General features: G+C 61.9%; 29 protein-coding genes. 18 read left to right on the top strand and 11 right to left on the bottom strand.

The annotated features are described in order from the left end of the window. Nucleotides 1–36 precede the first annotated feature (36 nt). Complete coding sequence (pilG, locus tag ACW9IN_RS23450; protein ID WP_010564379.1) at nt 37–444, bottom strand: twitching motility response regulator PilG; 408 nt, start codon at nt 442–444, stop codon at nt 37–39. Between the two features lie 240 nt (nt 445–684). On the opposite strand from pilG, the gene gshB reads away from it, so the two are divergent. The 7 genes from gshB (at nt 685) to ACW9IN_RS23415 (ending at nt 6,601) form a co-directional block, all read left to right on the top strand. After that, nucleotides 685–1,638 (top strand): glutathione synthase, encoded by a 954-nt coding sequence (gshB, locus tag ACW9IN_RS23445; RefSeq protein ID WP_457368046.1) that lies wholly within the window; start codon nt 685–687, stop codon nt 1,636–1,638. Nucleotides 1,639–1,716: 78 nt separating this feature from the next. After that, complete coding sequence (locus ACW9IN_RS23440) at nt 1,717–2,625, top strand: energy transducer TonB (RefSeq protein WP_457368045.1); 909 nt, start codon at nt 1,717–1,719, stop codon at nt 2,623–2,625. A gap of 92 nt (nt 2,626–2,717) precedes the next feature. After that, nucleotides 2,718–3,287, top strand: a complete 570-nt coding sequence (locus ACW9IN_RS23435; RefSeq protein WP_457368044.1) for a YqgE/AlgH family protein — start codon at nt 2,718–2,720, stop codon at nt 3,285–3,287. Then, nucleotides 3,287–3,724: a Holliday junction resolvase RuvX gene (ruvX, locus tag ACW9IN_RS23430; protein WP_457368043.1), complete on the top strand. Its 438-nt coding sequence runs from the start codon at nt 3,287–3,289 to the stop codon at nt 3,722–3,724. The genes ACW9IN_RS23435 and ruvX overlap by 1 nt, the downstream gene beginning before the upstream one ends. Before the next feature lie 73 nt (nt 3,725–3,797). Continuing rightward, complete coding sequence (gene pyrR, locus ACW9IN_RS23425) at nt 3,798–4,304, top strand: bifunctional pyr operon transcriptional regulator/uracil phosphoribosyltransferase PyrR (protein WP_457368042.1); 507 nt, start codon at nt 3,798–3,800, stop codon at nt 4,302–4,304. 24 nt (nt 4,305–4,328) lie between these two features. Next, a complete protein-coding gene (locus ACW9IN_RS23420) occupies nt 4,329–5,333 on the top strand; it encodes an aspartate carbamoyltransferase catalytic subunit (RefSeq protein ID WP_457368041.1) in 1,005 nt (334 codons plus the stop codon). Beyond that, a complete protein-coding gene (locus ACW9IN_RS23415) occupies nt 5,330–6,601 on the top strand; it encodes a dihydroorotase (protein ID WP_457368040.1) in 1,272 nt (423 codons plus the stop codon). The genes ACW9IN_RS23420 and ACW9IN_RS23415 overlap by 4 nt, the downstream gene beginning before the upstream one ends. A gap of 150 nt (nt 6,602–6,751) precedes the next feature. On the opposite strand, the gene ACW9IN_RS23410 is transcribed toward ACW9IN_RS23415, so the two are convergent. Continuing rightward, a complete protein-coding gene (locus tag ACW9IN_RS23410) occupies nt 6,752–7,180 on the bottom strand; it encodes an NINE protein (protein WP_457368039.1) in 429 nt (142 codons plus the stop codon). A gap of 250 nt (nt 7,181–7,430) precedes the next feature. Between ACW9IN_RS23410 and ACW9IN_RS23405 the strand changes: the two genes are divergently transcribed. After that, the gene (locus ACW9IN_RS23405) at nt 7,431–8,069 is read left to right on the top strand and encodes a C40 family peptidase (RefSeq protein WP_457368038.1); all 639 of its coding nucleotides are present in this window, start codon (nt 7,431–7,433) and stop codon (nt 8,067–8,069) included. 146 nt (nt 8,070–8,215) lie between these two features. Here ACW9IN_RS23405 and ACW9IN_RS23400 read toward each other — a convergent pair whose 3' ends face one another. After that, a complete protein-coding gene (locus ACW9IN_RS23400; protein ID WP_457368037.1) occupies nt 8,216–9,250 on the bottom strand; it encodes a type IV pilus twitching motility protein PilT in 1,035 nt (344 codons plus the stop codon). Nucleotides 9,251–9,307: 57 nt separating this feature from the next. On the opposite strand from ACW9IN_RS23400, the gene ACW9IN_RS23395 reads away from it, so the two are divergent. The 9 genes from ACW9IN_RS23395 (at nt 9,308) to ACW9IN_RS23355 (ending at nt 16,063) form a co-directional block, all read left to right on the top strand. Beyond that, nucleotides 9,308–9,994: a YggS family pyridoxal phosphate-dependent enzyme gene (locus tag ACW9IN_RS23395; protein ID WP_457368036.1), complete on the top strand. Its 687-nt coding sequence runs from the start codon at nt 9,308–9,310 to the stop codon at nt 9,992–9,994. 33 nt (nt 9,995–10,027) lie between these two features. Next, nucleotides 10,028–10,846: a pyrroline-5-carboxylate reductase gene (proC, locus tag ACW9IN_RS23390; RefSeq protein ID WP_457368035.1), complete on the top strand. Its 819-nt coding sequence runs from the start codon at nt 10,028–10,030 to the stop codon at nt 10,844–10,846. 39 nt (nt 10,847–10,885) lie between these two features. Then, nucleotides 10,886–11,473 carry a YggT family protein gene (locus ACW9IN_RS23385; protein ID WP_457368034.1) on the top strand — a complete coding sequence of 196 codons (588 nt, stop codon included), beginning with the start codon at nt 10,886–10,888 and terminating at the stop codon, nt 11,471–11,473. A gap of 232 nt (nt 11,474–11,705) precedes the next feature. Beyond that, nucleotides 11,706–12,845 (top strand): homoserine O-succinyltransferase MetX, encoded by a 1,140-nt coding sequence (metX, locus tag ACW9IN_RS23380; RefSeq protein ID WP_457368033.1) that lies wholly within the window; start codon nt 11,706–11,708, stop codon nt 12,843–12,845. A gap of 7 nt (nt 12,846–12,852) precedes the next feature. After that, nucleotides 12,853–13,473 (top strand): methionine biosynthesis protein MetW, encoded by a 621-nt coding sequence (gene metW, locus ACW9IN_RS23375; protein ID WP_457368032.1) that lies wholly within the window; start codon nt 12,853–12,855, stop codon nt 13,471–13,473. Between the two features lie 21 nt (nt 13,474–13,494). Then, nucleotides 13,495–13,932 (top strand): DUF4426 domain-containing protein, encoded by a 438-nt coding sequence (locus tag ACW9IN_RS23370; protein WP_457368031.1) that lies wholly within the window; start codon nt 13,495–13,497, stop codon nt 13,930–13,932. Beyond that, the gene (gene rdgB / locus ACW9IN_RS23365; protein ID WP_457368030.1) at nt 13,929–14,522 is read left to right on the top strand and encodes an RdgB/HAM1 family non-canonical purine NTP pyrophosphatase; all 594 of its coding nucleotides are present in this window, start codon (nt 13,929–13,931) and stop codon (nt 14,520–14,522) included. Before ACW9IN_RS23370 ends, rdgB begins: the two co-directional genes overlap by 4 nt. Continuing rightward, nucleotides 14,519–15,721 carry a radical SAM family heme chaperone HemW gene (gene hemW, locus ACW9IN_RS23360; RefSeq protein ID WP_457368029.1) on the top strand — a complete coding sequence of 401 codons (1,203 nt, stop codon included), beginning with the start codon at nt 14,519–14,521 and terminating at the stop codon, nt 15,719–15,721. Before rdgB ends, hemW begins: the two co-directional genes overlap by 4 nt. An 18-nt stretch (nt 15,722–15,739) precedes the next feature. Further along, entirely contained in the window at nt 15,740–16,063 is a 324-nt protein-coding gene (locus tag ACW9IN_RS23355; protein ID WP_016972961.1) for a DUF3392 domain-containing protein, read from the top strand. Nucleotides 16,064–16,206: 143 nt separating this feature from the next. On the opposite strand, the gene trmB is transcribed toward ACW9IN_RS23355, so the two are convergent. From trmB to ACW9IN_RS23335, 4 genes are all read right to left on the bottom strand, one after another. Further along, a complete protein-coding gene (gene trmB, locus ACW9IN_RS23350; RefSeq protein WP_457368028.1) occupies nt 16,207–16,932 on the bottom strand; it encodes a tRNA (guanosine(46)-N7)-methyltransferase TrmB in 726 nt (241 codons plus the stop codon). A gap of 9 nt (nt 16,933–16,941) precedes the next feature. Beyond that, on the bottom strand, nt 16,942–17,736 hold the full coding sequence (locus tag ACW9IN_RS23345) for a thiazole synthase (RefSeq protein ID WP_457368027.1): 795 nt from the start codon (nt 17,734–17,736) through the stop codon (nt 16,942–16,944). 48 nt (nt 17,737–17,784) lie between these two features. Then, the gene (gene thiS / locus ACW9IN_RS23340; RefSeq protein ID WP_457368026.1) at nt 17,785–17,985 is read right to left on the bottom strand and encodes a sulfur carrier protein ThiS; all 201 of its coding nucleotides are present in this window, start codon (nt 17,983–17,985) and stop codon (nt 17,785–17,787) included. Between the two features lie 71 nt (nt 17,986–18,056). Continuing rightward, nucleotides 18,057–18,437: a DUF423 domain-containing protein gene (locus ACW9IN_RS23335; RefSeq protein WP_457368025.1), complete on the bottom strand. Its 381-nt coding sequence runs from the start codon at nt 18,435–18,437 to the stop codon at nt 18,057–18,059. Between the two features lie 74 nt (nt 18,438–18,511). Between ACW9IN_RS23335 and mtgA the strand changes: the two genes are divergently transcribed. Then, nucleotides 18,512–19,234 (top strand): monofunctional biosynthetic peptidoglycan transglycosylase, encoded by a 723-nt coding sequence (mtgA, locus tag ACW9IN_RS23330; protein ID WP_457368024.1) that lies wholly within the window; start codon nt 18,512–18,514, stop codon nt 19,232–19,234. Between the two features lie 184 nt (nt 19,235–19,418). Here the strand turns inward: mtgA and rpoH are convergent, their stop codons facing one another. The 4 genes from rpoH to ftsY all read right to left on the bottom strand — a co-directional run bounded on the left by rpoH (nt 19,419) and on the right by ftsY (nt 23,454). Next, the gene (gene rpoH / locus ACW9IN_RS23325; protein WP_003176698.1) at nt 19,419–20,273 is read right to left on the bottom strand and encodes an RNA polymerase sigma factor RpoH; all 855 of its coding nucleotides are present in this window, start codon (nt 20,271–20,273) and stop codon (nt 19,419–19,421) included. Between the two features lie 129 nt (nt 20,274–20,402). Continuing rightward, on the bottom strand, nt 20,403–21,428 hold the full coding sequence (gene ftsX, locus ACW9IN_RS23320) for a permease-like cell division protein FtsX (RefSeq protein WP_457368023.1): 1,026 nt from the start codon (nt 21,426–21,428) through the stop codon (nt 20,403–20,405). Next, a complete protein-coding gene (gene ftsE, locus ACW9IN_RS23315) occupies nt 21,425–22,096 on the bottom strand; it encodes a cell division ATP-binding protein FtsE (RefSeq protein WP_003234627.1) in 672 nt (223 codons plus the stop codon). The genes ftsX and ftsE overlap by 4 nt, the downstream gene beginning before the upstream one ends. Continuing rightward, nucleotides 22,093–23,454, bottom strand: a complete 1,362-nt coding sequence (ftsY, locus tag ACW9IN_RS23310; protein ID WP_457368022.1) for a signal recognition particle-docking protein FtsY — start codon at nt 23,452–23,454, stop codon at nt 22,093–22,095. Before ftsY ends, ftsE begins: the two co-directional genes overlap by 4 nt. Nucleotides 23,455–23,547: the final 93 nt, after the last annotated feature.

Below are 23,547 nucleotides of genomic sequence, written 5' to 3'. Positions count from 1 at the left end.
ACTACATTGGTCCGCGCCAGCCCTTGTGAGGCGGCGTCAGTGTGCTTGTTCTACTGCGGCGAAGCCGGGCACGTAGGCCTTGATTGCGCCCAGCAGTTCTTCCTTGCTGAAAGGCTTGGTCAAAAACTGATCGACACCCACGATGCGCCCCTTGGCCTTGTCGAACAGACCGTCCTTGGAGGACAGCATGATCACCGGGATCGACTTGAACGCCGGGTTGTTCTTCACCAGGGCGCAGGTCTGGTAGCCATCCAGGCGCGGCATCATGATGTCGACAAAGATGATGTGCGGGTGGTGATCGACAATCCTGGCCAACGCATCGAAACCGTCGATGGCCGTGATGACATCGCACCCCACGTTCTTCAACAGGGTTTCTGCGGTGCGCCGGATCGTTTTCGAATCGTCGATCACCATCACTCTCAAGGCGTTGGAATGCTGTTCCATATCTGCTCTACCATCGCCACAGCGAATCGGTTTTCGGTGCGTACTGCCTGATCTTGCACAGGGCGGGCGCCGCAAGCCTTGGAATTCAAGGGCTGCTGAGCCGTGGCAGTCTTTTTAGCACAGTCTCGGGGAGCAATCTATCGAGCGGCCTGCCCGGTGGTTTTTCCTTGACCCGCAACGGCCGCAGCGCCACTCTGACGCCACTTTCATGCTTCCCAAATTTGCCAAAGGAAATCCCCCATGAGCGTTCGCGTCGGCATTGTCATGGACCCCATCGCCAGCATCTCCTATAAAAAGGACAGCTCGCTGGCCATGCTCCTGGCCGCCCAGGCCCGCGGCTGGACACTGTTCTATATGGAGCAGCGCGACCTTTACCAAGGCGAAGGCGTGGCCCGCGCGCGCATGCGCCCACTGCAAGTGTTCGCCAACCCGGAAAAGTGGTTCGAGCTGCAAGACGAAATCGACAGCCCGCTGAGCGATCTGGACGTGATCCTGATGCGCAAGGACCCGCCGTTCGACATGGAATTCGTCTACTCCACCTACCTGCTGGAGCAAGCCGAAAACGCCGGCGTGCTGATCGTCAACAAGCCGCAGAGCCTGCGCGACTGCAACGAAAAGCTGTTCGCCACGCTGTTCCCGCAATGCACACCGCCGACCGTGGTCAGCCGCCGCGCCGACGTGCTGCGTGAATTCGCCGCCAAGCACGGCGATGTGATCCTCAAGCCGCTGGACGGCATGGGCGGCACCTCGATCTTCCGTCACCGCGCCGGCGACCCGAACCTGTCGGTGATTCTGGAGACTCTGACCGCCCTGGGCACCCAGCAGATCATGGGCCAGGCGTACCTGCCGGCGATCAAGGACGGCGACAAGCGCATCCTGATGATCGACGGTGAGCCGGTGGACTACTGCCTGGCGCGCATCCCGGCGGCCGGCGAGACCCGGGGCAACCTGGCGGCCGGCGGTCGTGGCGAAGCGCGCCCGCTGTCGGACAAGGACCGCTGGATCGCCAGCCAGGTCGGCCCGACCCTGCGCGAGAAGGGCCTGCTGTTCGTCGGCCTGGACGTGATCGGCGAGCACCTGACCGAAATCAACGTCACCAGCCCGACCTGTATTCGCGAGATCGACAACGCATTTGGCACGAACATCGGCGAAATGCTGATGGCGGCCATCGAGCGCAAGCTACAAGCCAAGTGACATAGAACAGCCGGACACCTGCCAACATTGCGTTATCATGCGCCACCTGTGAAACGCGCGATGTTGGTTTTTTTTGTCATGACGCTCCCGTCCGATCTTCCTCCCGAACTCTCCCACAGTGGCGTGCGCCCGGCTGATCGGCTCGGATTCACCCTGTTTCTGGCGGCACTGATCCACCTGGCTCTCATCCTCGGACTGGGCTTCACCTTCGCCGAACCCAAGCAGATCACCCAGACCCTGGAAATCACCCTCGCTACCTTCAAGAGCGAAAAAAAGCCCGAGAAGGCTGACTTTCTCGCCCAGGACAACCAGCAGGGCAGCGGTACCCTGGACAAGAAAGCCATACCCAAGACCACCGAAGTGGCGCCGTTCCAGGACAACAAGGTCAATAAAGTCACCCCGCCACCGCCGGCACCCAAGCCCGAAGTCAAGCAGGCCGCGCCCAAGGCGACCGTTGCCACCGTCGCGCCCAAGCCACAAAAAGCCCCGGTGCAACGCGAGAAAACCAAGACCGAACCGCAACCCGAGCCCGTCAAGCCGGCGCCGACGTTCGACAGTTCACAACTGTCCGACGAAATCTCCAGCCTGGAAGCCGAGCTGGCCAACGAGCAGCAGCTCTATGCCAAGCGCCCGCGCATCTACCGCCTGAACGCGGCCTCGACCATGCGCGACAAAGGTGCCTGGTACAAAGACGAATGGCGCAAGAAAGTCGAACGCATCGGCAATCTGAACTATCCGGACGAAGCCCGCCGCCAGCAGATCTACGGCAATTTGCGCCTATTGGTGTCGATCAACCGTGACGGCACACTCTATGAAGTGCAGGTGCTGGAATCGTCCGGCCAGCCTCTGCTGGACCAGGCCGCCCAGCGCATCGTGCGTCTGGCCGCGCCCTTTGCCCCGTTCAGCGGCGACTTGAACGATGTGGACCGCCTGGAAATCATCCGCACCTGGAAATTCGCCAAGGGCGACCGGCTGTCCAGCAACTAACGGTTTCAGATCATTCCCACGCAGAGCGTGGGAACAATCAGCCTCCGTCACCACACTTGTCAGCCAGCCCCTCCACCGCCACACTAGCGGGCATGAAAAATGTCAGCCCGACCTACCTCAAGCACCAATTCCTGATCGCCATGCCCCATATGGCCGACCCGAACTTTGCGCAGACCTTGACCTACATCGTCGAGCATACGGCCAATGGTGCCATGGGGCTGGTCATCAACCGCCCGCAAGAGCTGAACCTGGCGGACATCCTTGAGCAACTGCGCCCCGAGGTCCATCCGCCGGCGCGCTGCCAGGGCGTGCCGATCTACATCGGCGGCCCGGTACAGACCGATCGTGGCTTTGTGCTGCACCCGACCGGGCAGAAGTTCCAGGCCACGGTAGATCTGGAAGGCGTGTCGCTGTCCACCTCACAGGACGTGCTGTTCGCCATCGCCGACGGCGTGGGCCCCGAACACAGCGTGATCACCCTCGGTTACGCCGGCTGGGAAGCCGGGCAACTGGAGGCGGAGCTGGCCAGCAATGCCTGGCTGACGTGCCCGTTCGATGCCGAAATCCTGTTCAACACCCCCAGCGAACTGCGACTGGAAGCGGCGGCGGCCAAGCTGCGCATCAACCTGAGCCTGCTCACCAGCCAGGCAGGACACGCCTGATGGCTTTGCGCTTGATCCTCGGGTTCGACTACGGCACCAAACAGATCGGCGTGGCGGTCGGCCAGGTGATCACCGGCCAGGCCCGCGAGCTGTGCACCTTGAAAGCCCAGAACGGCGTGCCGGACTGGAACCAGGTCGAAGCCCTCATTAAAGAATGGAAACCCGACGCGGTGGTTGTCGGCCTGCCCTTGAACATGGACGGCAGCCCCAGCGACATGTGCGTACGCGCCGAGAAATTCGCCCGCCGCCTGAATGGCCGCTACAACCTGCCCTTCTATACCCACGATGAACGCCTCACCACGTTCGAGGCCAAGGGCGAGCGTCTGGCCCGAGGCGGGCAGAAAGGCAGCTACCGCGACAACCCCGTGGACGCCATCGCCGCCGCGCTGCTGTTGCAGGGCTGGCTGGATGAAAACACGGCTTTATTTGAATCCTGACTGACGCGGCTTGCCGCGTCTTTTTACGTTTGAGCCCGGACCCTGGCTGCGCCAAGGTCCTGAAGGAGCCTGCATGAGCTTGCCGAACCCCGCCGAACTGATCAGCCAAATGGCCACGAGCCTCACGGCCCATCTGCAACACCGCAACATCAGCGAGCCACGCTTCATCGGCATTCGCACCGGCGGTGTGTGGGTGGCCCAGGCACTGCTGGAGGCGCTGGGCAACGATGCGCCGCTGGGCACCCTTGATGTGTCGTTCTACCGTGACGACTTCAGCCAGAACGGCCTGCACCCGCAAGTGCGTCCGTCGGCCCTGCCGTTCGAGATCGAAGGCCAGCATCTGGTGCTGATCGATGACGTGCTGATGAGCGGTCGCACCATTCGTGCGGCCCTCAACGAACTGTTCGACTACGGCCGCCCGGCCAGCGTAACGCTGGTGTGCCTGCTGGACCTGGACGCCGGCGAACTGCCGATCAGCCCGGACGTGGTCGGCGCGACGCTGTCGCTGGAAGCCCGTCAGCGGGTAAAATTGTCCGGTCCCACGCCGCTCGTACTCGAACTGCAAGACCTTGTCCCTTAAACCGCCTTGTAAAGAGTCCCCGCGATGACGCCTCTAGATGCCAAGCGCCCGCTGCAGCTCAATGCTCAGGGCCAGTTGCAACACTTCCTGTCGCTCGACGGTTTGCCCCGCGAACTGCTCACCGAAATCCTCGACACCGCCGACTCGTTCCTTGAAACGGGTGGCCGCGCGGTGAAAAAAGTCCCGTTGCTGCGTGGTAAAACCATCTGCAACGTGTTCTTCGAAAACTCCACCCGCACCCGCACCACCTTTGAACTGGCGGCCCAGCGGCTGTCGGCTGACGTGATCACGCTGAACGTGTCCACCTCGTCGGCGAGCAAGGGCGAAACCCTGCTCGACACCCTGCGCAACCTGGAAGCCATGGCCGCCGACATGTTCGTGGTGCGCCACGGCGACTCCGGCGCTGCGCATTTCATTGCCGAGCACGTGTGCCCGCAGGTGGCGATCATCAACGGCGGCGATGGCCGCCACGCCCACCCGACCCAGGGCATGCTCGACATGCTCACCATCCGGCGGCACAAGGGCAGCTTCGAAAACCTGTCGGTGGCCATCGTCGGCGACATCCTGCACTCGCGGGTAGCGCGCTCGAACATGCTGGCACTCAAGGCCCTGGGTTGCCCGGATATCCGCGTGATCGCGCCAAAAACCCTGCTGCCCATCGGCATCGAGCAGTATGGCGTAAAGGTCTACACCGACATGGCCGAAGGCCTCAAGGACGTGGACGTGGTGATCATGCTGCGCCTGCAACGCGAGCGCATGGCCGGTGGCCTGCTGCCGAGCGAGGGCGAGTTCTACCGTCTGTTCGGCCTCACCACCGCCCGCCTGGCCGGCGCCAAGCCGGATGCCATCGTGATGCACCCGGGGCCGATCAACCGCGGGGTTGAGATCGAGTCGGCGGTGGCCGATGGCTCGCAGTCGGTGATCCTGAACCAGGTCACCTACGGCATCGCGATCCGCATGGCGGTCATGTCCATGGCCATGAGCGGGCAGACCGCGCAACGTCAATTCGAGCAGGAGAACGCCCAGTGAAGCTCAGCATTCTCGGCGCCCGAGTCATCGATCCGGCCAGCGGCCTGGATCAAATTACCGATTTGCATCTGGAAGCCGGCAAGATCATTGCCATCGGCGCCGCGCCCGGTGGCTTCAACGCCAGCGAGACCATCGACGCCAAAGGCCTGGTGGCCGCGCCTGGTCTGGTCGACCTGAACGTCGCTCTGCGCGAGCCGGGCTACAGTCGCAAAGGCACCATCACCAGCGAAACCCGCGCCGCCGCCGCCGGTGGCGTGACCAGCCTGTGCTGCCCGCCGCACACCAAGCCGATTCTCGACACCTCGGCGGTGGCCGAGCTGATCCTCGATCGCGCCCGGGAAGCGGGTAATTGCAAGGTGTTCCCCATCGGCGCGCTGAGCAAAGGTCTGGAAGGCGAACAACTCGCCGAGCTGATCGCCCTGCGCGATGCCGGCTGCGTGGCGTTCGGCAACGGTCTGGAGAGTTTCCGCAGCACCCGAACGCTGTTGCGCGCCCTGGAATACGCGGCCACCTTCGACCTGACGGTGATCTTTCACTCCCAGGACCGCGACCTGGCCGAAGGCGGGCTGGCCCATGAAGGCGCGGTCGCCAGCTTCCTCGGCTTGCCGGGCATTCCGGAAACCGCCGAAACCGTGGCCCTGGCCCGTGACCTGCTGCTGGTGGAACAAAGCGGCGTGCGTGCGCACTTCAGCCAGTTGACCAGCGCTCGTGGCGTCGCCTTGATCGCCCAGGCCCAGGCCCGTGGTTTGCCGGTGACCGCGGATGTCGCCCTCTACCAGCTGATCCTAACGGATGAGGCGCTGATCGACTTTTCGAGCCTGTATCACGTGCAACCGCCGCTGCGCACCCTGGCCGACCGTGAAGGCTTGCGGGCAGCGGTGAAGTCGGGCGTGGTTTCGTCGATTTCCAGCCATCACCAACCTCACGAGCGGGACGCCAAGCTGGCACCGTTTGGCGCGACAGAACCCGGCATCAGCAGCGTGGAGCTGTTGCTGCCGCTGGCGATGACACTGGTGGAAGATGGTTTGCTGGACTTGCCGACCCTGCTGACCCGTCTGAGTGCCGGCCCGGCCGAAGCCCTGCGCCTGCCGGCGGGCAAATTGGCGGTGGGTTCGGCGGCGGATCTGGTGCTGTTCGACCTGGGCAACTCCACGGTGGCCGGGGAGCAATGGTTGTCCAAAGGGGAAAACTGCCCGTTCATCGGCCATAGCCTGCCGGCGACGGTACGTTACACGCTGGTGGATGGACGCATCAGCTACCAGGCCTGATGAAACCCGACCGCTGTGTGGGCACGGTCAATGTGGGAGCTGGCTTGCCTGCGATGCAGGCACCTCGGTGGTTCAGGCAAACCGAGGTGATCCTATCGCAGGCAAGCCAGCTCCCACACAAGCCGGCGCCACATTTAATGGTGTGCAGACTCAGCGACCGCTGTTGCGCTCGGCATTACCCACCGAAATCTGCGTATTCAACGTCCAGAAGTCATACAGCACCCCCACCAGGAACAAACCGCCCGTGAGCAAGTAGATCAGGCCGCTGATCCATTTGCCCTGATACATGCGGTGCACGCCGAACACACCGAGAAACGCCAACAGAATCCAGGCCACGCTGTATTCGAGGGGCCCGGAGGTAAAGCGCAAGTCTGCCTCGCGGTCCATGGCCGGGATCAGGAACAAGTCGATCAGCCAGCCAATCCCCAGCAGGCCGAGGGTGAAAAACCAGATCGTGCCGGTGATGGGCTTGCCGTAATAGAAGCGGTGCGCGCCGGTAAAACCGAAAATCCAGAGCAAGTAACCGATCACCTTGCTGTGGGTGTCGTGTTGCGGGCCAACCTGTTGATAGGTGTTCATGGAGTACCTCTTTTGCCTCGATAGATAAATTTTTTCACTTTCTTTGTGACTTTTTTACAGGCGCCCGACGTACGGCAAATGGTATCTTCCCTGCCCTGAAAGCCTTATGCCACCTGACCTGTGTAGGACAATTGCGGTGATTCGTCGCGTTTTTCCTGATTTTGACGTCAAGGTTCAGTCGACAAACGGCCTGAGAACATCACAAAAAGCTGTTATAAAGTTGCGCGCTAACCCATAAGAGCCACGCCTAATGCGACCATTTTTCAAGACATGGCTAACCATCTGCCTATTAATGCCACTGGCCGCCCACGCCACCAATCGTGAGCAACGACTTCCCAACGTTAACGGTTTCACCCCTAAAGTTCACAGCACACCCAGCACTGCCAAATCGGTAAAGCTGACCGTTAACCGCCCGACTCAACTGAGCAAGGCCCACGGCAATTCAGCGCCAGGCCTCGCGGGCATCAATACCAAGCAAAGCAGCAACGTCCTCAGCCGCGCCGTCAACGTGCTCGGCACTCCTTATCGTTGGGGCGGCAGCAGCCCAAGTAAAGGGTTCGACTGCAGCGGCCTGGTGAAATATGCGTTCAATGACGTCAAGGCAGTGGATTTGCCTCGCACCTCCAACGCCATGGCGGCCGGCCACGGGTTGAAAGTCGATCGCAAGGACCTGAAACCGGGCGACCTGTTGTTCTTCAAACTCAAGAGCCGCCAGGTCAACCACGTTGCCATCTACCTGGGCAATGACCGTTTCATCCACGCCCCCCGTCGCGGCAAGGCCGTCAGCATCGATACGCTGAAGAAGCCGTTCTGGGACAAGAACTACGTGATCGCCAAGCGGGTGCTGCCTAAAGAGCAGAACAACAATCTGCGGGTCGTGCAGCGCTGATACAAAGAGCAGCAGCCTCCCCATTTGAAATGCAATCAACTGTGGGAGCTGGCTTGCCTGCGATGACGGTATGTCAGCTTGCACAGAAGTTGCCTGGCAGTCCGCTATCGCAGGCAAGCCAGCTCCCACATTCATATCAGTGTTCTCTAGATATCCGCTGGCACCCTCGCCTTCTCCCGCGCGTCCTCCCGGCTGATCACACCCTGGGCAACCAAAGCCTTCAAGCTCATATCCAGTGTCTTCATCCCCAACGCCCCGCCCGTCTGGATCGCCGAGACCATCTGCGCCACCTTGTCCTCGCGGATCAGGTTCCGAATCGCCGGCGTGCCCAGCATGATTTCATGGGCGGCCACGCGCCCGCCGCCGACTTTCTTGACCAGCACCTGGGACACCACGGCTTGCAATGACTCCGACAGCATGGCGCGGACCATCGCTTTTTCCCCCGCTGGGAACACATCCACCAGCCGGTCCACCGTCTTTGCTGCCGACGAGGTATGCAGCGTGCCAAAGACCAGGTGCCCGGTCTCTGCCGCCGTGAGGGCTAGGCGGATGGTTTCCAGATCGCGCAGTTCGCCTACCAGGATCACATCCGGGTCTTCCCGCAAAGCGGAGCGCAGGGCGGTGGAAAAGTCATGGGTGTCGCGGTGCACTTGGCGCTGGTTGATCAGCGCCTTTTTGGGCCTGTGGATAAATTCGATGGGGTCTTCCAGGGTCAGGATATGGTGGCGCCGATGCTGATTGAGAAAATCGATCATCGCCGCCAGGGTGGTGGATTTGCCCGACCCCGTGGGCCCGGTCACCAGCACCAGGCCGCGCGGCAACTGGGCGATACGCTGGAACACCTCTCCCAGCCCCAGGCTTTCCAGGCTGCGGACCTCGGCGGGGATGGTGCGAAACACTGCGCCCATGCCGCGATCCTGCTGGAACACATTGGCGCGGAACCGCGCCAGGCCGGGCAGTTCGAACGCAAAATCCGTTTCAAGAGATGTTTCGAAATCCTTTTGCTGGTGAGTCAGCAACAAAGGGCTGAGCAAATCCACCACTTGGGGCGGTGAAAGCACCGGTCCGTCCAGCGGCCAGACTTCGCCATCCACGCGCAGCATCGGTGCCAGGCCTGCCGACAAATGCAGGTCGGAGGCGCCACGGCGTACGCTCACCGTCAGCAATTCAGTGATATCCATAGGGCTTTCCATTTCCAGTAGAATGCCGCGGACTCCATATCCACGGGCGCATCTTGAATGTCGACGATAGCAGACAACATTGGCCGGGTTAGCCAGCGCATCCGCGCCGCAGCCGATGCCGTGCAACGTGACGCAAGCAGCGTCCACCTGCTGGCCGTGAGCAAGACCAAACCCGCACAAGCCGTGCGCGAAGCCCACGCTGCCGGGATGCGCGACTTCGGCGAGAACTACCTGCAGGAAGCCTTGGGCAAACAGGCCGAATTGACCGACCTGCCCTTGAGTTGGCACTTCATCGGCCCCATTCAATCGAACAAGACGCGCGCTATCGCCGAGAACTTCGCCTGGGTGCATTCCGTGGACCGCCTCAAAATCGCACAACGCCTGTCCGAGCAACGCCCGGCCGACCTGCCGCCGCTGAATATCTGCATCCAGGTCAACGTCAGTGGCGAAGCCAGCAAGTCCGGCTGTACGCCCGCCGACCTGCCGGCCCTGGCCCACGCCATCAGCGCATTGCCGCGCCTGAAGCTGCGTGGCCTGATGGCAATCCCCGAGCCGACGGAAGATCGCGCCGCGCAAGATGCAGCGTTCGCCACGGTGCGTGAGCTGCAAACCCGTTTGAACCTGCCGCTGGACACACTTTCCATGGGCATGAGCCATGACCTCGAGTCGGCCATCGCCCAAGGCGCCACCTGGGTGCGGATCGGTACCGCCCTGTTTGGCGCCCGCGACTACGGCCAGCCTTGAAATGGCTGACTTCCCTCTGAGTAAGGACCTGTCATGAGCAACACGCGTATTGCCTTTATCGGCGCCGGTAACATGGCGGCCAGTCTGATCGGCGGCCTGCGGGCCAAGGGCCTGGACGCCGCGCAGATTCGCGCCAGCGATCCGGGCGCCGACACCCGTGCCCGGGTCAGCGCCGAACACGGTATCGAAACCTTTGCCGACAACGCCGAGGCCATCCAGGGCGTCGATGTGATCGTGCTGGCGGTCAAGCCGCAAGCGATGAAAGCCGTGTGTGAAAGCCTGCGCCCGAGCCTGCAACCCCACCAGTTGGTGGTGTCGATCGCCGCGGGTATCACCTGCGCCAGCATGAACAACTGGCTCGGCGCCCAGCCGATCGTGCGCTGCATGCCCAACACCCCGTCGCTGCTGCGCAAGGGTGTGAGCGGCCTGTACGCCACCGGCGAAGTCAGCGCCGCCCAACGTGACCAGGCACAGGAACTGCTGTCCGCCGTGGGCATCGCCCTGTGGCTGGAGCAGGAGTCGCAACTGGACGCGGTCACGGCGGTGTCCGGCAGCGGCCCGGCGTATTTCTTCCTGCTGATCGAGGCCATGACCGCTGCGGGCGTGAAACTCGGCCTCACGCAGGACGTGGCCAAGCAACTGGCCGAGCAGACCGCCCTGGGCGCTGCGCACATGGCCGTGTCCAGCGACGTGGATGCCGCCGAACTGCGCCGCCGCGTCACCTCGCCGGGTGGCACCACGCAAGCGGCGATCGAATCGTTCCAGGCCGGGGGCTTCGAAGCCCTGGTGGAAAAAGCATTGGGTGCTGCGGCACATCGTTCGGCGGAAATGGCCGAGCAACTGGGCCGGTAATCGCCCTCTACCTGCAACTGGATTAGATAGGAACCAAAGATGCTCGGAATCAATGACGCTGCCGTCTTTATCATCCAGACCCTCGGCAGCCTGTACCTGCTGATCGTGCTGATGCGTTTTATCCTGCAACTGGTGCGGGCAAACTTCTATAACCCGCTGTGCCAGTTCGTGGTCAAGGCCACCCAGCCGCTGCTCAAGCCACTGCGCCGGGTGATCCCGAGCCTGTTCGGCCTGGACATGTCCTCGCTGGTGCTGGCGCTGCTGCTGCAGATCCTGCTGTTTGCGGTGATCCTGCTGCTCAACGGCTACCAGGCCAACACCGTGCTGCTGTTGCCGTGGGGACTGATCGGGATCTTCTCGCTGTTTCTGAAGATCATTTTCTGGTCGATGATCATCAGCGTGATCCTGTCGTGGGTCGCCCCGGGCAGCCGCAGCCCTGGCGCCGAGCTGGTGTATCAGATTACCGAGCCGGTGCTGGCACCGTTCCGCCGCCTGATCCCCAACCTGGGTGGCCTGGATATCTCGCCGATCTTCGCGTTCATCGCGATCCAGCTGCTGCAAAGCTGGGTGATTCCGCGCCTGGCCTACTACGCGTTCATGCCCAAGGAACTGTTCGGGCTGATCTGACACGCCTCCTGTGGGAACTGGCTTGTGTGGGAGCTGGCTTGTCGGATCGCCGCACCGCTGCGATAGCATCACCGCGGTGCAACTGAAACATCGCGGTGCTTGTATCGCAGGCAAGCCAGCTCCCACACAGCCCGCTCCCACATTTTGTATCTGTGTACTGGTGCAGGCCTTTGCTTGCCGCTGGCGGCCCCGCTCTTTAGACTTACGCCTCATTTAAACGAGAGCAGGGTCGATGCCAGCTGCCTTCCCCCCCGATTCTGTTGGACTGGTCGCGCCCCAAGTGGCGCACTTCAGCGAACCCCTGGCCCTGGCTTGCGGACGTTCGCTGGCTGCCTATGACCTGATTTATGAAACCTACGGCCAACTGAACGCCACGGCGAGCAATGCCGTGCTGATCTGCCATGCGCTGTCTGGCCATCATCACGCCGCCGGTTTCCACAGTGTCGACGAGCGCAAGCCCGGTTGGTGGGACAGCTGCATCGGCCCCGGCAAACCCATCGACACCAACAAGTTCTTCGTGGTCAGCCTGAACAACCTCGGCGGCTGCAACGGCTCCACCGGCCCCAGCAGCCTCAACCCGGAAACCGGCAAGCCGTTCGGCGCCGACTTCCCGGTACTCACCGTGGAGGACTGGGTACACAGCCAGGCACGCCTGGCCGACCTGCTGGGCGTCAGCCAATGGGCGGCGGTGATCGGCGGCAGCCTGGGCGGCATGCAGGCGCTGCAATGGACCATCACCTACCCGGACCGCGTGCGCCATTGCCTGGCAATCGCTTCAGCGCCCAAGTTGTCGGCACAGAACATCGCCTTCAACGAAGTCGCGCGCCAGGCCATCCTCACCGACCCCGAGTTTCACGGCGGTTCGTTCCAGGAGGCGGGCGTGATCCCCAAGCGCGGCCTGATGCTGGCGCGGATGGTCGGGCACATCACCTATTTGTCCGATGACTCCATGGGCGAAAAATTCGGCCGTGGCCTCAAGAGCGAAAAGCTCAACTACGACTTCCACAGCGTCGAATTCCAGGTAGAAAGCTACCTGCGTTATCAGGGCGAGGAGTTCTCGGGGCGTTTCGACGCCAATACCTACCTGCTGATGACCAAGGCTTTGGACTACTTCGATCCGGCCGCCAACCACGACGACGACCTGGCGAAAACCTTCGAAGTCGCCACTGCCAAGTTCTGCGTGATGTCGTTCACCACCGACTGGCGCTTCTCGCCCGCGCGCTCCCGCGAGCTGGTGGACGCGCTGATGGCCGCGCGCAAAGACGTCTGCTACCTGGAGATCGATGCCCCACAAGGCCATGACGCCTTCCTGATTCCGATCCCGCGCTACTTGCAGGCGTTCGGTAACTACATGAACCGGATTACTGTGTGAGAACGCCATGAGAGCCGACCTGGAAATCATCCAAGACTGGATCCCCGCCGGTAGCCGTGTACTTGACCTTGGCTGTGGCGATGGCGAACTGCTGAGCTGGCTGCGCGACAACAAGCAAGTCACCGGTTACGGCCTGGAAAACGACGCGGACAACATCGCCCAGTGCGTGGCCAAGGGCATCAACGTGATCGAGCAGGACCTGGACAAGGGCCTGGGCAACTTTGCCAGCAACAGCTTCGATGTCGTGGTGATGACCCAGGCCCTGCAAGCGGTGCACTACCCGGACCGGATCCTCGACGAAATGCTGCGCGTGGGCCGTCAGTGCATCATCACCTTCCCCAACTTCGGCCACTGGCGCTGCCGCTGGTACCTGGCCACCAAGGGCCGCATGCCGGTGTCGGATTTCCTGCCGTACACCTGGTACAACACGCCGAACATCCACTTCTGCACCTTCGAAGACTTCGAAGCCCTGTGCGGCGAACGTGAAGCCAAGGTCATCAACCGCCTGGCCGTCGACCAGCAGCATCGTCACGGCTGGGCGAGTAAGCTATGGCCCAACCTGTTGGGCGAAATCGGTATTTACCGGGTCAGCAGTCCTGGCCTGACCGACCACAAGATTGCCGTCTAATCATCTTCAAGAGGGACGCTCATGAGTCGTTTGGCTGCTTTTCTATTCACCGCCCTGCTTGGCGCCCACGCCATGGCCGCCGACGTTATCGACCCTAACCGCACCAAGGAATTCGGCGATATCACCGTGCGCTACAACACATTCACCTCCAGTTACCTGCAACCGGAAACCGCCCAGGCCGTGGGCGTGGTGCGCAGCAAGAACAAGGGCCTGATCAACGTCTCCGTGTACAAGGGCGTCACGCCCGTGGTGGCGCAGGTGACCGGCACCATCAAGGACTCGCTGGGCAAAAGTGAAGTGCTGACGTTCAAGCAGATCACCGAAAAAGGCGTGACCAACTACCTCGCGCCCTACTCCGTGCCGCAGCAGGAGTTCAAGACGTTCACCATCAACGTTGAAACCGGTGGCAAGGCCCACGGTTTCAGTTTCGTCCAAGAACTTTTCCCGGCCGACAAATGAACCTGACCCAACTCGTACTGGCCAGCCATAACGCCGGCAAGCTCAAAGAACTGCAAGCCATGCTCGGCGAGTCCGTGCAACTGCGCTCCATTGGCGAATTCAGCCAGGTGGAACCGGAAGAAACCGGCCTGTCGTTCGTCGAAAACGCCATCCTCAAGGCACGTAATGCCGCGCGCATTTCCGGCTTGCCGGCGCTGGCGGACGACTCGGGCCTGGCGGTGGATTTCCTCGGCGGCGCCCCGGGCATCTACTCCGCACGTTATGCCAACGGCCAGGGCGACGCCGCCAACAACGCCAAGCTGCTCGACGCCCTCAAGGACGTGCCGGACGCCGAGCGCGGCGCGCAGTTCGTCTGCGTGCTGGCTCTGGTGCGTCATGCCGACGACCCGCTGCCGATCCTCTGCGAAGGCTTGTGGCATGGGCGCATCCTGCATGCCGCCAGTGGCGAGCACGGGTTTGGCTACGATCCGCTGTTCTGGGTGCCGGAGCGCAATGTCTCCAGCGCCGAACTGAGCCCGGCGGACAAGAACCAGATCAGCCACCGCGCTCGCGCCATGGTTTTGCTGCGCCAGCGTCTGGGCTTGAAATGACCCAGAACACCTCTGCGCAGCCACTGATCCACGGTGGCGCGCAAACACCCCGGGCGGCCCTGCCTGTGCTGCCGCCTCTGGCGCTGTATATCCACATTCCGTGGTGCGTGCGCAAATGCCCTTACTGCGACTTCAACTCCCACACCGCCAGCCAGGTGCTGCCGGAAGAGGAGTATGTGGACGCGCTGCTCGCCGACCTCGATCAGGACCTGCACGCGGTTTACGGTCGTGAGCTGAGTTCGATCTTCTTTGGTGGCGGTACGCCGAGCCTGTTCAGCGCTGCTGCGTTGGGCCGCCTGCTCGCGGGCGTGGAAGCGCGCATCCCGTTTGCCGGTGATATCGAGATCACCCTGGAAGCCAACCCCGGGACGTTCGAGCAAGAAAAGTTCGTGGCTTATCGCAAGCTGGGCATCAATCGCCTGTCTATCGGCATCCAGAGTTTCCAGCAGGAAAAACTCCAGGCCCTGGGCCGCATCCACAACGGCGACGAAGCGGTGCGCGCTGCCGGCATGGCGCGCCAGGCCGGGTTCGACAACTTCAACCTGGACCTGATGCATGGCCTGCCGGATCAGTCCCTGGACGATGCATTGAGCGACCTGCGCCAGGCGATTGCGCTCAAACCGACGCACTTGTCCTGGTACCAGCTGACCCTGGAGCCCAACACCGTGTTCTGGAACCAGCCCCCTGCGCTGCCGGAAGACGACACCCTGTGGGATATCCAGGAAGCCGGGCAGGCGCTGCTCGCCGAACACGGTTACGCGCAGTATGAAGTGTCGGCCTACGCCCAACCGGGCCGCCCGGCACGGCATAACCTGAATTACTGGAGCTTTGGCGACTTCATCGGCATCGGTGCCGGCGCCCATGGCAAGCTCAGCCACCCCGACGGGCGCATCGTGCGCACCTGGAAGACGCGAGCGCCGAAGGACTACCTCAACCCGGCCAAGAGCTTTCAGGCTGGAGCGAAAGAACTGACCAACGAAGAGCTGCCATTCGAGTTCCTGATGAACGCCTTGCGGCTCACCGAGGGCGTCGATGCCCAGCTGTACACCGAGCGCACCGGGCTGGACCTGGCGAGCCTGGACGAAGGTCGTCGCGACGCCGAACAAAGTGGCTTGATGCAGGTCGAACCGTCACGCCTGGCGGCGACCGACCGCGGGCAACTCTTTCTCAATGATCTGTTGCAGAATTTTTTGAGCTGACGCTCTTAAGGAAATCGAATGGATTTGGTACTCGACCTGCTCGCCACCGTCTCTCGCTGGAGTCGCAGCAACCTGTCGGAAATCTCCCTGGCCCTTGTCGGCTGTCTGCTGGTGCTGTTCGGCGCCGACATCAAGGGCTGGGTGGAAGCGCGCCTGGGCAGCATCGCCGGCGCGTTGCGTGTGCCATTGATGGCGCTGGTGTGCATGATCGGCAGCGGCGCGGCGCTGATCTACGCCACGCCGTGGATTGTGCGCGGTTTGAGCCAGTTCAATAACTACAGTTTGGCGCCGGTGTTGGTGGTGGTATTGGTACTGATTGGCGTAGTAGCAGACCGCCGCTGACCTCAAATACACCACAAAACAAATGTGGGAGCTGGCTTGCCTGCGATAGCATCACCTGGGTATCACTGATACACCGAGGTGTCTGCATCGCAGCGGTGCGGCGATCCGACAAGCCAGCTCCCACAGTTTTGACCGTGTTCTACTCAGTCAATTTTTTCGAACTTCAAATCCCACACCCCATGCCCCAACCGCTCGCCGCGACGTTCGAACTTGGTGATCGGCCGTTCGGCAGGGCGCGGCACGCACTTACCGTCTTCGGCAAGGTTGCGGTAGCCAGGGGCGACGTTCATCACTTCCAGCATGTATTCCGCGTAAGGCTCCCAGTCGGTAGCCATGTGCAGGATACCGCCGACTTTCAACTTGCTGCGCACCAGTTCCGCGAAAGACGCCTGGACGATGCGGCGCTTGTGGTGACGGGCTTTGTGCCAAGGGTCGGGGAAGAACAGCATCAGGCGGTCGAGGCTGTTGTCGGCGATGCAGCGGTTGAGCACTTCGATCGCATCGCAGTCGTAAACCCGCAGGTTGGTCAGGTTCTGGGTCAGCACGCCATTGAGCAGCGCGCCGACACCTGGACGGTGCACCTCAACGCCAATGAAATCCTGCTCCGGCGCAGCGGCGGCCATTTCCAGCAAGGAATGCCCCATGCCAAAGCCGATTTCCAGGGAGCGCGGGGCCGAGCGGCCAAACACCTGGTCGTAGTCCACCGGCGTGTCGGCCAGGGGCAGCACGAACAGCGGCGCACCTTGTTCCAGGCCCTTTTGCTGGCCCTCGGTCATGCGACCGGCGCGCATCACAAAGCTCTTGATACGGCGGTGCTTGGACTCGTCGCCTGCTTCCAGGGGGTTCGGCGTTTCGTTTGATTCAGTCATCAATGGCTCTTACTTGATCAGACCATCCAGCGGCGAAGAGGCGCTGGCGTAGAGTTTTTTTGGCATGCGCCCGGCGAGGTAGGCCAGGCGGCCCGCAACGATGGCGTGTTTCATGGCTTCGGCCATCATGACCGGTTGCTGGGCATGGGCGATGGCCGAGTTCATCAGCACGGCATCACAGCCTAGCTCCATGGAGATAGTGGCATCGGAAGCCGTGCCCACACCTGCATCCACAAGCACCGGGATCTTCGCTTCTTCGAGGATGATCTGCAGGTTGTACGGGTTGCAGATGCCCAGACCGGAACCGATCAGACCGGCCAGCGGCATCACCGCGATGCAGCCGATTTCGGCCAGTTGGCGCGCGATGATCGGGTCATCGCTGGTGTAGACCATCACGTCGAAGCCTTCCTTGACCAGGGTTTCGGCGGCCTTGAGGGTTTCGATCACGTTGGGGAACAGGGTTTTCTGGTCTGCCAGTACTTCCAGCTTCACCAGGTTGTGGCCATCGAGCAGCTCACGGGCCAGGCGGCAGGTGCGCACGGCCTCGATGGCGTCGTAGCAACCGGCGGTGTTCGGCAGGAAGGTGTAGCGGTCCGGCGACAGCACGTCGAGCAGGTTCGGCTCGCCTTCGATCTGGCCGAGGTTGGTGCGGCGCACCGCGAAGGTGACGATCTCGGCGCCCGAGGCCTCGATGGCCTGGCGGGTTTCTTCCATGTCGCGGTACTTGCCGGTGCCGACCAGCAAGCGGGACTGGTAGGTACGACCGGCCAGGACGAAGGGCTTGTCGCTACGAACGATGCTCATGGGAAATCCTCGAGTTGGAGTGAGGTTCTGCAGAATCCGGGTGGGCGACTAGCCGCCGCCGATGGCGTGGACCACCTCGACCTGATCACCGTCGGTGAGCGTGGTCTCGGCGTGCTGGCTACGCGGGACGATATCCAGGTTGAGTTCCACTGCGACACGGCGTCCGGTCAGGTCCAGACGGGTCAGCAGGGCCGCAACGGTTTCACCGTCGGGCAGTTCAAGGGATTCGCCGTTCAACTGAATGCGCATGCCACGGGCCGCCATCGTTTTTAGGGGCCCGCATTCTAGCGCGATTGGGACCTGAAGGTCAGCTCCAAGCGTCAAGCGGTCAGTTGCAAGCGCCAGGCTGCGAGGCCCAGGAAGAACCATCCAAGCAGGAACGCCAGCCCGCCAAACGGCGTGATGATCCCGAGTTTGCTGATCCCGGTCAGGGTCAGCACATACAGGCTGCCGGAGAACAATAGAATGCCGACGGTAAACGAGATGCCTGCCCAGTTGACCAATCGGCCAGGAATATGCGCCGCCAGCAACGCGACGCCGAACAGTGCCAGCGTGTGCACCAGTTGATAAGTGACGCCGGTGTGGAAGATCGCCAGGTACTCGGCGCTCAGGCGGTTTTTCAGGCCGTGGGCGGCAAAGGCGCCGAGGGCGACACCGGTAAAGCCGAAAAAGGCAGCCAACATCAGAAAGCCACGCAACATGAGGAACTCCAGTCAGACGCAAGGGGCCGGGTCTGTATAATGGCCCGCTCAACGGGTTCGGCCAAGCCATCTCTATGCTGCGTCTCCTCTTCAAGCGTTTTCTCAAGGTCGTGAAATGGTTTGCCATCGGCAGCGTGTTGCTGGTGCTGCTGTTGCGCGTGGTTCCGCCGCCGTTTACCGCGCTGATGGTGGAGCGCAAGGTGGAATCCTGGATCGACGGCGAGCCCATCGACCTGCAACGTACCTGGGTGCCGCGGGACGAAATCTCCGATGAGCTCAAGGTGGCGGTGATGGCCGGCGAGGACCAGCGCTTCCCGCAACATTGGGGTTTCGACTTCGGCGCGATCCAGGCGGCGATCCTGCACAACGAGCGCGGCGGCTCGATTCGCGGCGCCAGCACGTTAAGCCAGCAGGTGTCGAAGAACCTGTTCCTGTGGGCCGGGCGCAGTTATCTGCGTAAAGGGCTGGAAGCGTGGTTCACCGGGTTGATCGAGGTCTTGTGGCCCAAACAGCGAATTCTTGAGGTGTACCTCAACAGCGTGGAATGGGACGAAGGGGTGTTTGGCGCAGAAGCGGCGGCACGGCATCACTTTGGGGTGAGTGCCAAGGCGCTTTCGCGGCAGCAGGCCAGTTATCTGGCGGCGGTGTTGCCGAATCCGCGGGTGTGGAGTGCCAGCCATCCCACCGCCTATGTCTCGCGTAGAGCGGCGTGGATTCGCCAGCAGATGAGTCAGTTGGGTGGGGATGGGTATCTGGTGGAGTTGAACAATTCGCGCAAAGCGCCTTGGGCCGACTGACACACCACACCCCCCTGTGGGAGCTGGCTTGCCTGCGATAGCGGTCCATCAGCTTGCCCATCAGTTGGCTGACAGGGCCCCATCGCAGGCAAGCCAGTTCCCACAGAGGCCGCATTGACTCCGAAGATAAACAAAAATGCCCCACTCTTTCGAATGGGGCATTTTTTTGTCTTATCGCAGCAGTTTAGGCAGCAATCGACAACTTCAGCTTATTCATCGCGCTCTTCTCAAGCTGACGAATCCGCTCGGCCGACACGTTGTACTTCTGCGCCAGGTCGTGCAGCGTGGCTTTTTCTTCTGCCAGCCAACGCTGGTAGAGGATGTCACGGCTGCGGTCGTCCAGCACTTCCAGCGCTTCGTGCAGGTTGTGGTTGGAGTTGTCGCTCCAGTCCGCATCCTCCAGTTGACGCGCCGGGTCGTACCGGTGGTCTTCCAGGTAATTGGCCGGCGACTGGAAGGCGCTGTCGTCGTCCGCTTCAGCGGCCGGGTCGAAGGCCATGTCATGACCGGTCAGGCGACTTTCCATCTCGCGCACTTCACGGGGCTCCACGCCGAGGCTTTCGGCCACACGGTGGACTTCCTCGTTGTTCAGCCACGCCAGACGTTTCTTCTGGCTGCGCAGGTTGAAGAACAGCTTGCGCTGGGCCTTGGTGGTCGCCACTTTCACGATGCGCCAGTTGCGCAGGATGAATTCGTGGATTTCCGCCTTGATCCAGTGCACGGCGAACGACACCAGGCGCACACCCATTTCCGGGTTGAAGCGCTTCACGGCCTTCATCAAGCCGACGTTGCCTTCCTGGATCAGGTCAGCCTGGGCCAGGCCGTAGCCGCTGTAGCTACGGGCGATATGTACGACAAAACGCAGGTGGGCGAGCACCATCTGCCGAGCCGCCCCCAAATCCTGCTCATAGTAGAGACTCTCGGCCAGTTCACGCTCCTGCTCGGGCGTCAGCAATGGAATGCTGTTGACCGTGTGCACATAGGCTTCCAGGTTCGCACCCGGAACCAGCGCATAAGCAGGTTGCAAAGAAGTGGTCATACGAAAAAACCTCCGACTCACATAACTCGTGCAGTGAAGCACTGCGAAAATTGACCGGGAACCGTAGGACAAGTTCCCTATACAGCCGATACGGTCAATACAAACGAAACCACATTAATCTGACATTAACTACTTGGGCGCCAGCTCGCGTAAATGCCGTGCGACCGCAATCCAAGCACCGATATACCCCAACAGCACCGCGCCAAGCAAGAGACTCAGACCATCGGCTACCGGTACGCCGGCCAGGGCAAAATCGCTGCCGTACAAGCCGGCCAGCCCGATTACCGCGTCATTCAGCCAGTTCAGGCCAAATGCCAGTACGCCCCAGGAGAAAATCCCGGCACCGAAGCCATAAAGCGCGCCCATATAAAGAAAGGGACGACGCACATAGCTGTCTGTGCCGCCGACCAGTTTAATCACTTCTATCTCGGTGCGACGGTTTTCGATATGAAGACGAATGGTATTGCCTATCACCAAAAGTAATGCAGAAACCAACAATACCGTCAGGCCAAATACAAAGCGGTCACCCAGCTTGAGAATCGCCGCCAGGCGCTCGACCCACACCAGGTCCAACTGAGCCTGTTGCACCTTGGGCATTTCCGCGAGCTTCTGGCGCAAGGCTTCCAGCGCAGGCTTGTCGACTTCATTCGGCGTGACCAGCACCACCCCCGGCAACGGGTTCTGCGGCAGCTCTTTAAGCGCCTCACCGAGGCCCGACTGTTGCTGGAACTCCTCAAGGGCCTGGTCGCGACTGATGTACTCGGCATCCGCCACGCCTGGCAAGTTCTTGATGTCGTCGCGCAGGGACTCGCCGTCCTTGGCGCTGGCATCGATATTCAAGTACAGCGATATCTGCGCCGCGCGCTGCCAGGAGCCTCCCAGGCGCTCCACATTATTGAGCAGCAACGACAACCCCATCGGCAGGCTCAAGGCCACGGCCATCACCAGGCAGGTGAAGAAGCTGCCGATAGGCTGCTTGCCCAGGCGCCGCAGGCTGTCCAGCAGGCTGGCGCGATGGCTCTCGATCCAGGCGCGCAGCAGGGTGCCGAAGTCCGGGCCGTCATCATCGTGGTCGTGTTTTTTCTTCGACGGTTGCGGGTCGGCCGGTTTCGGCGCCACGCGCTCGGAGACTTTAGGGCTGCGGGTAGCACTCATACGCCTGCCTCCCCGTCGCCGATCAGGCGGCCGCGTTGCAGGGTCAGCATGCGGTGGCGCATGCGGGCGATCAGCGCCAGGTCGTGACTGGCGATCAATACGCTGGTGCCCAGGCGGTTGATGTCCTCGAACACCCCCATGATTTCAGCGGCCAGACGCGGGTCGAGGTTACCGGTGGGTTCGTCCGCCAGCAGCAAAGCCGGGCGATGGACGATGGCGCGGGCGATACCGACGCGCTGTTGCTGCCCGGTGGAGAGGTCGCCCGGGTACAGGTCGGTCTTGTCCGACAGCGCGACGCGCTCCAGCGCCGAATCCACGCGCTTGACGATTTCGGCCTTGGACAGCCCGAGGATCTGCAACGGCAGGGCCACGTTGTTGAACACGGTACGGTCGAACAGCAACTGATGGTTCTGGAACACCACGCCGATCTGGCGGCGCAGGAACGGAATCTGCGCATTGCTGATGGTCGCCAGGTCCTGGCCCGCCAGCAGCAGCTTGCCGGTGGTCGGGCGCTCCATGGCCAGCAACAGGCGCAACAAGGTACTTTTGCCGGCGCCGGAGTGGCCGGTGACAAACAGGAACTCGCCACGACGCACCCGAAAGCTCAGCTCATGCAAGCCCACATGCCCGTTGGCATAGCGTTTACCGACCTGTTCGAATCGAATCATGAACGCTCCCGCTCGGCAAACAGTGCCTGTACAAAGGGTTCGGCTTCAAAAGTGCGCAGGTCGTCGATGCCTTCACCGACACCGATGTAACGAATCGGCAACCCGAACTGTTTGGCCAGGGCGAAAATCACGCCGCCCTTGGCCGTGCCGTCGAGCTTAGTCAATGCCAGGCCGGTCAGCTGGACGGTCTGGTTGAATTGTTTGGCCTGACTGATGGCGTTCTGGCCCGTGCCGGCATCCAGCACCAACAACACCTCGTGCGGTGCGTCTGCGTCCAGCTTGCCGATCACACGGCGCACTTTCTTCAGTTCTTCCATCAAATTGTCTTTGGTGTGCAGCCGACCGGCGGTATCGGCGATCAGCACATCGATGTTGCGCGCCTTGGCGGCCTGCACGGCATCGAAGATCACCGAAGCGGAATCGGCGCCGGTGTGCTGGGCGATGACCGGGATCTTGTTGCGCTCGCCCCAGACTTGCAGCTGTTCCACGGCCGCGGCACGGAACGTATCGCCGGCGGCCAGCATGACTTTCTTGCCTTCGGACTGCAGTTTCTTGGCCAGTTTGCCGATAGTCGTGGTCTTGCCCGCGCCATTGACGCCCACCACCAGGATCACGAACGGCTTGTTCGGGGTGACGACCAGCGGCGCCTCCACCGGCTTGAGCATGGCGGCCAGCTCGGCCTGCAGGGATTTGTACAACGCGTCTGCGTCGGTGAGCTGCTTGCGAGCGACCTTCTGGGTCAGGCTCTGGATGATCACGGCGGTGGCTTCGACGCCCACGTCGGCGGTGAGCAGACGGGTCTCGATGTCTTCCAGCAGTTCGTCATCAATGACCTTCTTGCCCAGGAACAGGCTGGCCATGCCCTCGCCGATGCTGGCGCTGGTCTTGCTCAGGCCTTGCTTGAGACGGGCGAAGAAGCCGGTCTTGGCGGTTTCGGCAGGCGCTGGAGCAGCCACGGCAACCGGTTCAGGCGCGATGACCGCCGGCACGGCGACCGGCTCGACCCGCGCCGGAATAGGTGGCGGCACATGCTCGGCCTGCACGTCTTCAACCAATGCCACGGGCTCTTCGGCCACCGGCAGCTCCGGCCACGGCTTGTGCTCAGGTTCCGGCTCAGGGGCAACCTCGACGACGGGCTGCAACACCGGTTCGACCATGGGCAAGACCACCGGAGCCGGGGTTTCAACCACCGGTTCGGCTTCTGCGATGGGCTCTGCTGCGTGTTCGATAGGGGGCTCAGGTTGAACCTGGGGCTGTTCGTCGACGGCTTCCTGCGGCTTTTTGCGCAGCCATCCGAACAGGCCTTTCTTCTCGCCAGCCGCGGCTGGGGTCTTCTTGTCGTCGTTGGAACCAAACATGGAGACGGCTATCTCAAGGTAGCGACGCGCCAAGGGGCGCGCCGGTAAATAAAATTCGATGCGTAACAGACTGTTTTTTAGCCAGCTCGTTCA

It is taken from the genome of Pseudomonas sp. SDO5271_S396 (assembly GCF_054071795.1).
This window is presented reverse-complemented; position numbering and strand designations above follow the sequence as displayed.